Origin of the sequence: Halomonas litopenaei, from assembly GCF_017303055.1 — a bacterium.
GTDB lineage: Bacteria > Pseudomonadota > Gammaproteobacteria > Pseudomonadales > Halomonadaceae > Halomonas > Halomonas litopenaei_A.
Genome location: NZ_JAEKJT010000003.1, coordinates 1 through 14454 on the forward strand (window position 1 = coordinate 1; position 14454 = coordinate 14454).

The 14454-nt window shown below is 54.9% G+C and carries 16 protein-coding genes; 5 read left to right on the forward strand and 11 right to left on the reverse strand.

Features of this window, described 5'->3' with window-relative positions:
• From JF545_RS20200 to JF545_RS19910, 3 genes are all read right to left on the reverse strand, one after another.
• The coding region (locus JF545_RS20200; RefSeq protein ID WP_206940777.1) for a DUF1153 domain-containing protein at positions 1 to 118 on the reverse strand (118 nt) is incomplete at its 3' end.
• A gap of 53 nt (positions 119 to 171) precedes the next feature.
• Positions 172 to 1275 (reverse strand): hypothetical protein, encoded by a 1104-nt coding sequence (locus JF545_RS04160; RefSeq protein WP_206939488.1) that lies wholly within the window; start codon positions 1273 to 1275, stop codon positions 172 to 174.
• Between the two features lie 130 nt (positions 1276 to 1405).
• Positions 1406 to 1933, reverse strand: coding sequence for a site-specific integrase (locus JF545_RS19910; protein WP_242520689.1), 528 nt, complete (start codon positions 1931 to 1933; stop codon positions 1406 to 1408).
• A gap of 647 nt (positions 1934 to 2580) precedes the next feature.
• Between JF545_RS19910 and JF545_RS04170 the strand changes: the two genes are divergently transcribed.
• From JF545_RS04170 to JF545_RS04190, 5 genes are all read left to right on the forward strand, one after another.
• A complete protein-coding gene (locus tag JF545_RS04170; RefSeq protein WP_206939490.1) occupies positions 2581 to 2868 on the forward strand; it encodes a CopG family ribbon-helix-helix protein in 288 nt (95 codons plus the stop codon).
• Positions 2865 to 3152, forward strand: coding sequence for a type II toxin-antitoxin system RelE/ParE family toxin (locus JF545_RS04175; protein WP_206939492.1), 288 nt, complete (start codon positions 2865 to 2867; stop codon positions 3150 to 3152). The genes JF545_RS04170 and JF545_RS04175 overlap by 4 nt, the downstream gene beginning before the upstream one ends.
• Before the next feature lie 76 nt (positions 3153 to 3228).
• A complete protein-coding gene (locus JF545_RS04180) occupies positions 3229 to 5001 on the forward strand; it encodes an ATP-dependent nuclease (RefSeq protein ID WP_206939494.1) in 1773 nt (590 codons plus the stop codon).
• Entirely contained in the window at positions 5001 to 6833 is a 1833-nt protein-coding gene (locus JF545_RS04185; protein WP_206939496.1) for a site-specific DNA-methyltransferase, read from the forward strand. The genes JF545_RS04180 and JF545_RS04185 overlap by 1 nt, the downstream gene beginning before the upstream one ends.
• A gap of 2 nt (positions 6834 to 6835) precedes the next feature.
• Positions 6836 to 9484, forward strand: a complete 2649-nt coding sequence (locus JF545_RS04190; RefSeq protein WP_206939499.1) for a DEAD/DEAH box helicase — start codon at positions 6836 to 6838, stop codon at positions 9482 to 9484.
• Positions 9485 to 9674: 190 nt separating this feature from the next.
• Here JF545_RS04190 and JF545_RS04195 read toward each other — a convergent pair whose 3' ends face one another.
• The 8 genes from JF545_RS04195 to JF545_RS04230 form a co-directional block, all read right to left on the reverse strand.
• Positions 9675 to 10670 (reverse strand): relaxase/mobilization nuclease domain-containing protein, encoded by a 996-nt coding sequence (locus JF545_RS04195; RefSeq protein ID WP_206939508.1) that lies wholly within the window; start codon positions 10668 to 10670, stop codon positions 9675 to 9677.
• Positions 10663 to 11172 (reverse strand): relaxase/mobilization nuclease domain-containing protein, encoded by a 510-nt coding sequence (locus JF545_RS04200; RefSeq protein WP_206939510.1) that lies wholly within the window; start codon positions 11170 to 11172, stop codon positions 10663 to 10665. The genes JF545_RS04195 and JF545_RS04200 overlap by 8 nt, the downstream gene beginning before the upstream one ends.
• Positions 11165 to 11689, reverse strand: coding sequence for a plasmid mobilization relaxosome protein MobC (gene mobC / locus JF545_RS04205; RefSeq protein WP_206939512.1), 525 nt, complete (start codon positions 11687 to 11689; stop codon positions 11165 to 11167). The genes JF545_RS04200 and mobC overlap by 8 nt, the downstream gene beginning before the upstream one ends.
• Before the next feature lie 310 nt (positions 11690 to 11999).
• On the reverse strand, positions 12000 to 12221 hold the full coding sequence (locus tag JF545_RS04210) for a hypothetical protein (protein ID WP_206939521.1): 222 nt from the start codon (positions 12219 to 12221) through the stop codon (positions 12000 to 12002).
• Positions 12218 to 12505: a hypothetical protein gene (locus JF545_RS04215; RefSeq protein ID WP_206939523.1), complete on the reverse strand. Its 288-nt coding sequence runs from the start codon at positions 12503 to 12505 to the stop codon at positions 12218 to 12220. Before JF545_RS04215 ends, JF545_RS04210 begins: the two co-directional genes overlap by 4 nt.
• Positions 12506 to 12507: 2 nt before the next feature.
• On the reverse strand, positions 12508 to 13503 hold the full coding sequence (locus JF545_RS04220; RefSeq protein WP_206939524.1) for a type IV secretion system protein: 996 nt from the start codon (positions 13501 to 13503) through the stop codon (positions 12508 to 12510).
• Complete coding sequence (locus tag JF545_RS04225; RefSeq protein ID WP_206939526.1) at positions 13500 to 13793, reverse strand: EexN family lipoprotein; 294 nt, start codon at positions 13791 to 13793, stop codon at positions 13500 to 13502. The genes JF545_RS04220 and JF545_RS04225 overlap by 4 nt, the downstream gene beginning before the upstream one ends.
• A gap of 9 nt (positions 13794 to 13802) precedes the next feature.
• Complete coding sequence (locus JF545_RS04230; protein WP_206939527.1) at positions 13803 to 14453, reverse strand: type IV secretion system protein; 651 nt, start codon at positions 14451 to 14453, stop codon at positions 13803 to 13805.
• Position 14454: the final 1 nt, after the last annotated feature.

A 14454-nucleotide genomic window follows, 5' to 3' on the forward strand; every position in this document is an offset into this window, starting at 1 on the left:
CGGTGAGATCGTATTGGCGGGCCACCTCAGCTGCTGTGGTCTTGCCCTTGAAGATGTCCATGACCACGGAGGCCTTGCGCTTCGCGGTCCATCGCTTGATGGGGTTGTCGTCAGTCATTTTGTCCTCCTGATGGCTGCACTATAGCCTGTGCAGTTCGGGAGGGGGTCACTTCAGATGCGTTCACGAAGTGTTGAAATCAACTTTTTTGGGGCCCACATCCAAGTTGCAAGGGCAATGATGATGTAAAGCAGCCATGACGGCAGCATCACAAGAGTCTTTGCAATTAAGGCCGCAAGATCACCCTTATAGGCCAACTTAGGTACACGACTTGTTATTTTTACAAACTTAATGGGACCCGTCGTGTCGAGAATTTTCAGCCCCGTTTGGCCGAAGGTAGCAGCAAGTAGAATAGTTTTCTTTCCTAATGTTCCGGCTCTTTGCGCAATGTCGATAGCAGTGTTACCGCCAATTCTATAAAGTGTGGCGCTGTCCCGACCAAATATCTCTGTGAATCTCGCTGCTCGGTGTAGGTCATTAGCGTCCTTGGTTTTACTTAGTAGGTTCAACCCACCTCGCGTTCTGGCGAGGCTGTTAATATTTTCAAGCATACCGCCAAGCTGGCCGAGGCTTCTCGATTGCCGTGCACTAACTGCAGCCTTTATGATTTCATCGCCTAACCAAGAAGGCAGTTTTCCAAGCCTTCGAGCGGCCTTAAGAGTTAGTATGCTACTCTTAGCAACGGTAGTTCCTGCGAGTGCGGGGACCCCGGCGCCTACGGTCGCAGCGGCTCCCAATCCGCTTACAATTTGTGCAGATGAAGCTAAAATGCCTAAGGAGGCCAGAGCCACCATTATCTCATCCACATCTTCGCCCTGTGCGTAATTAACACCTTGATTGACCAGGTCACGAGCGTCTCCAATCACTATAAAGTCGGATGCAACACTGACAGCTTGACCAATGGTTTCGTCACTTGTTCCTTGAAAGAGTCCCTCACTAACTTTGCTCAACTGGTAGCGCCAGTGACTGCGGTGTTCGTTGATTGCCTGGTAGAGTAACTGAGCGTCAGGGTTCTCGCTAACATAGTCATACTGCATAAAAAAACTCAGATATTCGCCGGCTTCCGCATAACGCTCGTCCATGACCATGTTACGGGTTTCTGGAAGAGGATCTATTCGTTGAAGTGCGATAACAGAAAGAGTTTTCTGTTGCCAGATAGTGCTAGCCGACACCAGCGCAAGTAGAAGAAATATTATTTTCAAACTAACTCTCACCATGGACCGATCAACCCTTATATAACAAGCAAACTTCAACATTCATTTCAAATCAAAAAAGTCATCATATAGCAGGAGGACGCCTCATTCTTTAAGTCCTTTTCTGCGTTACTTTTATTCAGCCGAACACATATTAAGTATTATTCAAATCATCCAGCCTCTTCACCAAATCCTCCGCCCTAAGATGCGTATACCACCGGAGCATCTGCATGGATTTGTGGCCGCTGATCGCAGCGACCTCCTGATCGGATAGCCCTGCTTCTACTAATCGACTGACAGCTTCATATCTTAAGTCATGAAAGCGAAAATCATCGAGCCTGGCCTGCTTCTTGGTCTGGTTCCAGAGCTGGGTGTAGGCGTAGGGGCCGCGCTTTCCGTCTCGGCCAGGCTCACCGAAGAACACCAGATCGCAACCGAGTGGGCGCACCGGGTTATTCAGCGCCTGCTTGAACACCTCGGTGGCGACCTGGGTTAGCGGTACCAGGCGAGCTTCGTTGTTCTTGGTGTCGGTGAGGCGCACCACACGGCGTTTCACGTCGACCTGGGAGCGCGTGAGGGTCAGGATTTCCGACGAGCGCATGCCCGTCTCCAAGGCAATTCTGGCAATCCAGGCCAGAATAGGGTTGCTGTGCTGCCGTAGTACGGCGAACAGGCGTCGCATTTTACAAGAACTTTGTCGTCAGGGCTCAGGCGCCACTTCTATCTCGCTGACGCTTAGCTCTCGACCTTACCAGAAGATCTCGTAGGTCAGGCCGAAGTCACGTTCCTGGATGACCACTGTGTAGAGATGGCCTGGCTCTCCAAAAGGCCAAGCAAGCTCCAAGCGCAAGATATTGGCGCTGATAGGCTGGCCACGATGACCAAGGCTGTTCAGGCGGGTGTCACAGAAGTTGGCAATCAGCTCCGGCGTTAGGGCCGCGAGGGAGTACTTGCCCCAGTGCTCGATGAGCGTACTGGCCTTGTGGCGCTCGCTCTTCTGAGCTTTTCACAAGAGCTAAGTGGCTTCTTGGGGGGAGAACATCGGCTAGGACGCTGATCTGAATGGTGGGCCCAGTAGGACTTGAACCTACGACCAAGGGATTATGAGTTCTCTTTTAAAACAATAAGTTACTGACAAAAAAGGAAAAGCAACCGTAATCAAGCGAAAGGTACAGTTCTTTGGAATCAGTAAGTTAGCGAAGATTAAGGATAGCACACGAAGCTGGAGTGTGTACCTCTGCTGTACCTTTTCAGGGCTGGTGCGAGTGGATGCATGGCACACCATCTGTGCTATCCTGTGATCACCATGTAACACATGAGGATGGTGTCATGAGCGATGCTACCTTCACCTTTCGGGTCGATGAAGGCCTGAAAGCAGAATTTGCCAGTGCAGCCAAGGCCCACGACCGCACTGGAGCACAGCTTCTGCGCGACTTTATGCGTAACTATGTGGCGCAGCAGCAGGAGGCGCAGGGTTATGACGCTTGGCTGATTGCCAAGGTGGAGCAATCACGGGCTTCTGCCAATGCAGGCAACATGATCCCTGCCGCCGATGTTGAAGCCAGGTTTGCTGCCCGCCGTGCGGCTACCCGTGCTCGTCTGGCGAAATCTAAATGATGGAGCTGGCCTGGACGCCTGAGGCGATGCAGGATCGTGACGACATTTACGAGTACATAGAGCCAGAGAATCCGCTGGCAGCCTTGACGCTGGATGAACTGTTTTCAGAGAAGGCGGCACAGCTGGTAGGCCACCCTGACAGTGGACGGCCTGGCCGTGCTCCTGGATCCCGAGAGCTGGTTGTTCACCCCAGCTATATGTTGGTCTATGACGTTGTGGGGATTCAGGTGCGGGTACTGAGTGTGGTGCACACAGCTCGCCAGTGGCCGCCTTCTCTGGGATAAAAACTAACAGAGAACCATGCTGGGCTCATGGGTTTCTCTCCTTATAACAACGAATGGGAACGACAGGGAGCCGTCAATGCATCGCGTTAGCTGCATTCATATTGAGAATTTCAGAGCTTGCCGAAATGTCACCTTGCCGCTGGACAGCTATACCCCGCTGGTAGGGCAGAACAATGCCGGGAAGTCCACGATACTGGAAGCCATTCGCTGGGTGTTGAAGCCAAGCAATCTAAAGTCCTCCGATTTTTATGACGAGGATAAACCTGTCTCCGTTGCAGCCTGTATTGATGGTATTGATTCCGAAGTACTGGATCGGATTCCCCATGACAGGCATCGTCAGGCAATTGAGCCTTACTGCAGGGATGGAAGGCTCTGGATTCGGGTCACCGCAGCCAACACTAGGTCTAAGGACCAGGAAGTCTGGAGTGTGGATGAATGCCCACAAGATGGCGTTCCCGAGCACTGGCAGGCCTACCCTACCGGACTCCCTCAAGCCGTCTCCGCCTTGTTACCTGAGCCGCTTCATGTGTTGGCCATGCATGATATTGGTGAAGATCTAGGCAAGGCCAAAACCGGAACAACGATCAAAGGGCTGCTGGATGAGATCATGAAGCCTTTGTTGGCGGCCCATGATGAGTTGAGCACCGCGCTCGACACCATTCGCAACGTACTGACCACAGATGGTGATCAGCGCTCCGATCACTTGCAGCAATTCGACACCAGTGCCACCGATGCGCTGGAAAATTTCTTCCCTGGTCTGGCGTTGGATCTGGATTTGCAGGTGGTAGACATTAAGGAGTTCTTCAAGGCGGGAGACTTGCACGTCACCGATACGGTCAGCGGTGACCGGCGCCGTTTTGATCAGATGGGTACTGGTGCCCAGCGTGCCATACAAATGGCCTTGATTCGCTATTTGGCGGATGTGCGTCGCGCTGAGGATGATCAGCTTTCCCGCCGACTGCTGCTGATTGATGAGCCAGAACTGTACTTGCATCCTCAAGGTGTGCGGCGGCTGCGCGAGGCCTTGAAGACGCTTTCAAGCGCAGGTTTTCAGGTGGTGTTTTCCACCCACTCCCCGCTTATGTTGAGCCGTGACAATGCGCCCAATACCGTGATTGTGGGTAATACGGTAGATGATGGTGTCACCGCTCGCAAGCCACTGAGTCAAGCTGTCCAGGACGCCATTGAAGACGCTGAGAGCCAGTCTCAAACCCTGTTTGAGCTGGGAAACCTGGTGGACATCTATTTTGCCGACCGGGTAGTTCTCTGCGAAGGGAAAACGGATCGAAGGCTGTTGCCACTGGCCTACGAGCGGCTTTACCAGCGTTCCCCCGACCTAGATCACATTGCGTTTGTTTCCGTTGGTGGTTGCAACAGCTTTGCCAAGGCGTTGTTCGTGCTGAGTGCGATGGATATTCGTGCTTGTGCCATAGCTGATCTGGACTTTGCCTATACCCACGCCAGACGAAGCGACCTACTGGAGCGTGATGGGGCTGATTTAACCGCCGCAAAGGCAGCCCTCAATCGGCTGCAACCCGAGCATGGTTTTACCCTGAATGGCAACGGGCTACCACAAAAGTGCAACCAGTGGAGCGCAGCGGATATTTGGGCCTGCTTTGCATTGGATGAGGAAGGCCAAGGCATTGCCCAAGGCAGCCATGAAGCGCTGAAAGCATCTCGGGTTTGGGCCTGGCCGCAAGGCTGCATCGAGCAGGTAACCGGCGCGGACGACAAAGGCGAAGACGCCATTATGGAACAGGAACAGCAGTTGCGTGTCATGAGCGCCGCAGAAATAGAACAGCAGATGCCCGCTTTCAAGGCGTGCTTCGATTGGATCAGGAGTCTTTAATGCCCACACTAGAATTTAAGGGTAAGCAGTTTGTCTATTCCCACCACCTTGGCGTGCCATTCCGTGAATTACAGGTGGTGCCGAACAAGTCCCTGCCCGCCGAAGGCAAAAAGCCTTCGCTGGATGACAACCTGATCATTCATGGCGATAACCTGGAAGCGCTCAAGGCGCTATTGCCCACCCATGCGGGCAAGGTGGATTGCATCTTTATCGACCCGCCCTACAACACCGGCAACGAAGGCTGGTGCTACAACGACAATGTACGCTCGCCGCTGATGAAGGAGTGGCTGAAGAAGTCGGCAAATCCGGTGGATAAGGAAGACTTGGAGCGGCATGACAAGTGGTTGTGTATGATGTGGCCGCGTATCAATCTTCTCCGAGAGTTACTATCGGATGATGGTAGTATTTGGATGACATTGGATGATAACGAGATCCACAGGGCTCGCGTATTGTTTGATGAGATCTTCGGAGAAGATAACTTTATATGTTGTGCTGCGTGGGAAAAGACTTATACACCCAAAAGTAACGGGCGTGTAATAAGCACGGACCATGATCATGTGCTCGCGTATTGCAAATCTGATAAGTTTATCGATCATGGCTGGAACTATCTGGACCGTAATGAAGAGCAACAAGGACGGTTCAAGAATCCTGATAATGATCCTAACGGGCCGTGGCGGACGTACCCACTAGATGTTCGAACAGAGAACAATGAGCGCCGTGAAAAGTATCGCTATCCAGTAACGCTTCCATCAGGACGAGTTGTTCGACCTGCTAAGGGTAGGCATTGGTCTCTTCCAGAGAAAGCTTTTGAAAAGCAGCGGGAAGATGGAGAGATATACTTTGGTAAAAATGGCGATGCCATGCCCACTAAGAAAGTGTATCTTGACAAGGATGAAGATAAAGGGGTGATAGCTCGCACTTGGTGGCCATACCAAGATGTTAAGGGAAACCAAGACGCGAAGAAACAGCTTCTGGCAATAATGGGAGACGGGAGCGATTTCATAACGCCAAAGCCATACCAGCTTATTCATAGAGTGCTAGAAATCTCGTCTGATCGTGATTCTATAGTTTTAGATTCCTTTGCAGGTTCAGGAACAACCGCTCATGCAGTACTTGAAGCAAATAAGAAAGACAGTGGCAACCGCCGCTTTATCTTAGTCGAGTGTGAAGATTACGCAGATACCCTCACCGCAGAGCGCGTACGCCGGGTAATCAAGGGCTACCCCTATACCGGCACCCAACGTGAGGAACTACACAGGGAAAATATCACCTGGAGTACCTTCGAGAAAAAGCAATCCAAGGTGCTAGATCATATTGCCTCCATCGAAAACCTGCATGGTCACGAGTACGACAAGATCAAAAAACAGATCAAGGATGGAGTACTCACCGTGACAGGCGAGCGCCGGGTGGAGAAGGCCGCGCCTGGGCTGAGTGGCAGCTTTACCTACTGCACCCTGGGCGAGCCCATTGATATTGAAAGCCTGTTGACCGGCAAGGATATGCCTGGTTTCGAGGCGCTGGCCCGCTATGTGTTCTACACCGCCACCGGGCAGTCACTGGAGAAAGTCGGCCAACCCGCGCCCGATGGTTTGATTGGCGAGACCAAGCTGTTCCGGGTGCACCTGTTCTACCAGCCTGACAAGGAGTGGCTGCGCTCCAATGAGTCGGCATTGAATGCCGAACGGGTGGTGGCTATTGAGCAAGGCAACAAGGGTGGCAAGCGTGCCATTGTCTTTGCGGTGGCCAAGTTCATGAGCCAAAAGGAGCTCACCTCCCGGCGCATCGAGTTCTGCCAGTTGCCCTATGCCGTTCACCGGATTCTGGGGGACTGAGCATGGAGCTGAAGGAATACCAGCAAGGCGTACTCGGCAAGCTGGATCGCTACCTCACGGTGCTGGCCGAGCAGCGCGAAGAGGCGGAAGACTTCGTCGAGTTCCAGAAGAGTAAGGGTAAGGCCGCTACGTTGGGTGATTACTGCCGAGAGACTTGGGATCAACTCAATACCGAGCGGTTGTTACCCTACCTCTACCAGAATGACAATCCGGTGGTGGCTCCCTACTTGTCGCGCCATGACGGGCTGGGTGGCTCGATTCCCAATATCTGCCTAAAGGTGCCCACGGGCGGCGGCAAGACGCTGCTGGCCACGGCGGCGCTTGAACGGGTGCAGACCGATTATTTCAAACGCCAGACGGGGCTGGTGCTGTGGGTAGTGCCATCGGAGGCGATTTATCGGCAAACCTGGAAGCAGTTAGCCAACCGGGAGCACCCTTACCGGCAGATGCTGGAACGTGCTTCCGGCGGGCGGGTGAAGCTATTGGAAAAGGGCGACGCTTTTACTCTCAAGGATGTGGAGGGCCAGTTATGTGTCATGCTGCTGATGCTGCCCTCGGCAGCCCGCAAGTCCAAGGAAACACTGCGGCTGTTCCGCGACAGCGGCCGCTTCACCTCTTTCTTCCCGCTGGAAGACGACAATGAAGCTATCGAGGCCCTGCTGCAACAGGTGCCCAACCTGGATCAGAATGACCTAGCTGATCTGGGATACGGTGACGGCGTTGTGCCGGGTTCCGTCTCAGTCAAGCAAAGTCTGGGCAATGTCTTGCGGCTGGTGCGCCCGGTGGTGGTTATTGACGAAGGTCACAAGGCCTATTCCGATACTGCCCGCGATACCCTGGCGGGCTTTAACCCGCGCTTTATCCTGGAACTCTCCGCAACGCCTAATACCAACGGTAAGCATCAATCCAATGTGCTAGTGAATGTGCCGGGAGCTGACCTCAAAGACGAGGAAATGATCAAGCTGCCGATCAATGTGATCAACGAGGGCAAGGGCGGCTGGAAGCACACGCTGTCTCTGGCTCATACCAAACAGCAGGAACTGGAACAGGCAGGGCTGGCGTTCCAGAACGAATCTGGCCGCTATATTCGCCCCATCGTGCTGGTTCGTGTGGAGCGTACCGGCAAGGAGCAGCGTGACGCCGGGTTTGTGCACGCCGAGGATGCCCGCGAATACCTACGTGACCAACTCGGAGTGAAGGACGGGCATATCCGCCTCAAGACCTCCAGCGATGATGAGCTAGCAGATGAAGACCTGCTTTCACCCACCTCGCCGGTACGCTTCATTATCACCAAAGACGCGCTGCGGGAAGGTTGGGACTGCCCCTTTGCTTATGTGTTGGCGGTCTTGTCCCGTACCACTGCCACCACGGCACTGACCCAGATGATCGGGCGCGTATTGCGTCAGCCTCATGCTCGGGCAACTGGGGTAGAAGTACTGGACGAGTGTTACGTCTTCACCTTCGATCAGGATGTGACAGAAGCCGTCAATGGTGTGCGCAAGGGGCTGGAAGATGAAGGCATGGCTGACCTGGCTTCCAGCGTCAAGGCCGTTGATCCAAACAGTGGGCAGGCCCGCAATATGCGCCGGGAGACCATCAACCGGAATAGTAAATTTTCCGGGCTGCCACCGATCTTCTTGCCACGTGTTTTGCATCAGGACGTCAGTATCCCAGACAGCTATCGCCCCCTGGATTATGAGAGAGATGTGCTAGGTGCCCTGGATTGGGAGGCCTTGCAGTTTCTGGCCGCTGACAAGGCCGCTATGGATAGCGACAAGCTGCAACGCACGGTAGCCCGTGTCACCCTCGACCGGAAAGCGAAAGATGCCGGGCAAACGGTGTTTGATCTGGAACAGGAAGAGATTGACGTAATACCAGAGGAAGGACTGGATGCTCCCTATCTAGTACGCCAGTTGTTGGATGTAGTACCTAATCCCTGGCAGGGCATGCGTTTGCTGGATGAAACCCTGGCCGCCTTGCGTGCCAAGGGTGTCACCGATGAACAGATATATGTCAATCGGCTCGATCTGGTGCAGTCCATGAAGGCAGATTTACGTGAGCAGGTAAACGCGATGGCGGAATCCTTGTTCCGCGCGAAGCTGGAAAGCGGCGAGATTGCCTTGCGGCTGGTATCGTCCAACGACCCGGCATTGAACTGGCAAATTGCCGAGACGTTGGAAATCGATGTATCCGATGTTGACCCACTGCTATACCGAAAAAATGGCGAACCACTGGAAAAGAGCCTGTTCGAGAAGGTCTATCAAAAGGAATTCAATGACCTGGAAAAGAACACAGCTTGGTATCTAGATGAAAACCAGTGCGTACACTGGTGGCACCGTATTGCCGTGAACCAGCGCTCCTATGGCTTGCAGGGCTGGCAGCGTCACCGGGTCTACCCAGACTTACTGGCCTGTGTGCATGGCACCGAAAATGGCAAATTCCGTTTCTCTGTGCTGGAAACCAAGGGCGACCACCTGAAAGGCAATGATGATACCGAGTACAAGCACAAGCTGTTTGAGCTGCTGACCCGTTATGCCGATGTAACCGCAGAGGTGGGCCAGCTTGAGCTTGAAGATCAGGGGGAGCCAGTTCGATTCCAGATGGTGATGGAAGGGGACTGGAAACAGACGGTCTCCGAGGCTTTAGGGTGATTCAGGAGTTTCGTCGGCTAAAATTCCATCGGCTCGGGTCGGTAGCCTGTCGCTGTGAATCTTAGCCGCTAAAACCATACCTCAATCGCCGGTTGCGGCGGGGCTTGGTGCATGAAGACGCTGGTTATGAAGCGGTGGAGAGAACTGCTCGTTGCGTTGTACAGACAACTTGCCTGCCAGTCCTCATCTACTATCGTTCGTCTTGATGATCCTGCGCCCTGCCCTCCTCTCTCCCCTGGCGCGTTTGGGCACGACGTTGTAACCGCGCCACGACCTTCTCCTGGAGCTCGTGGCGCTTGGTCTTCATCGACGGCATGGAACCCACAAAAGCCACGATGCGCTTGGCTAGCTTCTGATCCTCCGGGTCGTGGCTCTGGTTGAGGTCCTTCGCCGCCATCAGCCAGGCCTTGCGGACATAGGTCTGGCGCTCCTTGATACGATCCTCCCAGGGCCGCGGCTTCAGTGCTTTTCCGGCCCGCTGGTCGCGGAAGTCCTCGAGAACCTCCCGGACCTTCGCCTGGTCCACCTCTGGCGTCTGGCCTTTCTCGCGAATGTGGTGCACTGCTTGGCTGCCCCCCCTCTTGATCACGCCACGAGTGGCGCGTGGCGTCGCCTCGGCCTCCACCCCTCGGCGCTCCAGCTCGGCCGCGAAGGCCTCCCGCCACTTCTGCGGGTCGCCCTTCTTCACATTCAGCCGGCGCCCGTCATAGCCCAGACTCTTCACCGTCAGGTGGACGTGGGGGCTGTCCGTGTCGGTGTGCAGCGCCATGACATACTGATGATTCTGGCCAAACTGTCGTTTGGCGAACGCTCGAACGGCTTTCTTCACGTCACGCGGCTCAGTGCCGGCCGGCATGGACATGATGATGTTGGTGGTATCGCGGGTGTTCTTCCGGCGCTTGCCCTTATCCTGCGACCAGTCCTTGGCCAGGGCCCGTACCTCGTCTTTCCCATGGATCACGTCGCCGCGCTCGTCCTCGAGCTCCAGATTGCCGTTGCGGCTGATATAGTCCAGGTGGGACTGGACATGATCGGCTCCCTTGGCATTACCGGTGATCTTCACCATGACCTCAGGCGCATAGTTCACCACTCGCCGGGCACGCGCACGGTTGCCGGATCGTCCACCCTTGCTCTTGAGCGGGCCTTCCAGCAGGTCAGCAATCGTGTCGTCAGCCAGACTACCCATCTTTCCTCCTTCGGGTGGCCTTTAATGTGGCTTTCGCTTCCACCCCGCACCGTTCCAGCTCGGCCGCGAAGTCCTCCCGCCACTTCTGCGGGTCGCCCTTCGCCACATGCAACCGACGCCCATCATTGCCAAGATTCCGTACCGTGAGTTGGACATGCGGATTGTCGTTGTCCGTGTGCAGTGCCATGGCATACTGATAATTCTGACCAAACTGCCGCTTGGCGAACGCCTGGGAGGCCCTTTTTAGAGCCTGCGGCTCGGTTCCGGCCGGCATCGACAGAACGATATTGGTGGTATAACGAGAGTTCTTGCGCTGCCGACCTTGAAACCTCGACCAGTCTTTAGCCAAATCACGTACCATATCTTCCGTGAAAGAGAACTGGCCGCTTTCGTCCTCAAGCTCCACGGCTCCGTTCTTACTGATGCGAAGCAAATCGCTCTCAACTTGGTCCGCATCGTATGCATTACTGACTATCCGCACGATGACTTCCGGCTTATCCATCATCCCTCCATCGATTCATGTTCCTGGACAGCAGACTGGCCACCTGGTCCTTGTGCTGCTCAATTCTCTCGGCCAGCGCCTCGATGGCCTCCCGCTTAAGCTTGTCGCTCTCACGAAATTCGATGTTCAAAACCTTGACGACCTGGTTCAGATTTTTACCAATGGCACGCAATTCCCTGTTTGACTCCCGCAAGACGGCCACCTCGGCGTCCGTCAGCACGGGCTCTTGATACAGTTCAGCCATAACCATCGCCGTGATCCAACTGGTCCGGGTGGGATAGCCCTCCTCTTGAGCACGTTGTGCTAGCCAGCGTTCCTGAGTGGGCGATAGGCGGATGGTGAGCTTTCTCGATCTAGCTTCGTCCTCCTGATCGTCTGCCATTACAGTCGCAGCTCTACCGGCAACGCGCTGAATCATTCGCCGTAACATGTCCGCCTCTCGCAGGCCGTTAGCTTTGCAGAACTGCGTCCAGGTTTTCTTCTCAATTTCTGTCAGGCGTGCTTCGACTCTCGGCATAGTCCAGTTCTCTCCACCGCTGAGAGGCGGGCTAGGCAAGTTTGCCGGCATATGCCAGCACTTGCCGAATCCTGCCCTAGCCCTAAACCCATACTTTCTTTTCGTACGTAAGAAAAATGGCGGCTCCTCGGGCGAGGCTAGCAACTACAGGGATACGCGTTAGGCTTCGCCATTAGTAATACGCACGGACCCTTGAACACCTTTGGAACATTCAGAAATTTCGTGCGCACGAAAAGCTGCATGTGCTATTGGCTGCGTTGCCATCCTCAATCCCAAGGGCTTCGCCATTAGTAATACGCACGGACCTGTCTCAAACCTGCTCGTCGCTCAGGGCTGAGCCAGAGGCTTCGCCATTAGACATAGGGGAGGGACTTTGAACACTTTCGGTTGATCCGGCTCCCGGTGGTGAAGCTTCGGTTTCAGCACGCTCGCGCCGACGCCTAGCCATTTCAGCTTTCATCCAATGGCCGGCGTCACGCATCTCGGCCCGCAGGTCCTCGATCTCTTCGGGTGTCAAACGGTGATAGCTCATGATTGTCTCTCCCATGACGCATCTCGCCGCAACTGTGGATAGATCGCCGTGCGCCATCGCCATTGAAGGACGCACACGGCAATTCCCGCCGTGCAGACAAGCAGTGTTTTGATCGCATGAATATCACCAGCCAATGCATTCGAGACCACTCCAGGGAGTGCGGGTATCAAGGCCACAACCAGCAAGGCACCAATGAGTAACAGCACGCCAGATAGTCCCAGCTCTCCTAGACGTTTGATGCGCATCCAACGCGCACGCCAGGTGGCAAACCATTGTGATGGCATGTTCATCCTCCGGTTATCACATTGCCGGCACCAAAGCGCTTCTGATACGCCCGATAAGCCGATTTGGCGCCACGATACGGTGCTGCTGCAGCATTACCTGCGATACGCGTATCACGCTGGACACCACGGTATTGACGCCTGATCGCCGAGGGACGCATCGCGGACATAGCGGAACCTAGAGCGCCCTGAGTTGCCAATGCCACGCCACCGCCCAATGCAGAAGCAATGGCCGGCACCTGCTTCAGCACCAGGATGCCAAGGGCAAAAAAAGCAATCAGATACGCACTTGTGGTCATACTGGCCATGCTGCCTGCCGAGGACTCCACGATGTTCATAAACGCTTCGCTGACATCGATGACCATGCGTCCAATGGCTGAGCCCAAAACCAGCAGCATGCCGAAATTGATCACCATGCCCAGCCAGCTCTCGAAAAAGCGTTGGGTGCTGTTAAACAGCAGGCCGATGATGAAGAGTGGGCCGATCGCCAGCAGCACCGTCGTCGCCACCTTGCTGGCCAGCAGGAGAAACGCCACTACGATGGCAACACCACCACCAAACACCATGATCAGAATCGCCACCAGATACATGCCGAAATCACCACTCATCACCCCCGCTTTATCCCAGGCCTGATCAGCTACGGCGAGAACTCGGGAGAACAGGCTATCCAAAATGGCCGCTGCACCTCCATTGGAACCCGTTATGACTGCTGCTACCTTTTCCGGGCCATGAGCCAGCACGTCCACCACGACGCCCATATAGGTGCCGACCGTCAGCCCCAGCGTCATGATGAAGCCGATGCGAAGGATGCGAAAAACGCCCTCCTGCAAGGGCTCACTGACCTTGCCAAACATCATCAAATAGCCCCAGATAGCAATCCAGACGATCAACATGCTGGTAAACATTGGAGTGATGTAAGCGATGAGGTCGGTAGCCGTGTTGATGATGTACTGGTCCAGTGCCTGATCAACGACAGAGAGCATGCCTTCAAACAGGTTCATGAGTCCTCCTTGCTCTTGAGGCTAGACAGGTCGAGCTCGAAGGACTCACCGCTAGACAATGCCCGTTCCGCCTGGAGAGCATTAATGCAATTCGGCGTATCCTGGAGTTCGCCAGGGTTGTTGCCGCACGTCTCCAGAGTCACCTTGCGCTCGTCGTCATGCGCTTTGTACCAGTCCACGGTCTGCACCGGGCCAGTATCCGGGGCGTCATCCAAGCACCCGGCCTGCGCAACGCTGACTAGAACCACAACGGCAATATTTCGTGCGCACGAAATTTTCCTGGTATTCATAAAGCCTCCTCACCAATCAAGCTCGAGAGGTTCCCCTGATGACGCGACACGCATCTGCTGAACCCGTTGAGCATGAAGCGCCTGGCTGGCCTCGGCCTGAGAGCGGAGCATGGTCAGCTTGACCATTTCGTTCTCCAGCATGACTTCCTCGGCGCCGATACGGGCCTGGAGGTCCAGAATGTCTTTCTGGTCCGGGCTGTTGTTGACCTCAGCCACCAAGCCGGTCAGCTCGCTGAAACGCTCCTGAGCCTGTTCCAGGGACTTTTCGGATTGACCCAGCCAGGTCGCCGTGCTCTGGTTGCCACTGTCGTACAGATCCGCCACGTCACCGGACAGGCCGTGTTCGTTCGCGCTCCTGATGCCGGCGGCGCTCAGTACCTGGTTAGGATCGACGTTCACGGCGGTGTCATAGGCCGAGTCGATGACGTTGCCCAGGCCTCGAACCCCGCTCATGCTGTCCAGCTCCTTGTTGGCTGTTTCGAGCTGGCTTTTCAGTTGCTCGATTTGGGTAAGCATGTGCTGAACCTGTAAAATCTGCTGGGTCAGGCTCGACACGTCGATAACGGGAATCCCGCCTGCCATGGCTGGCTGCGATAGGCCGATGGTGGCCGCGAGGGCAACACCAGCGATTTTTCGTGCGCACGAAATTTTATTGCTCATG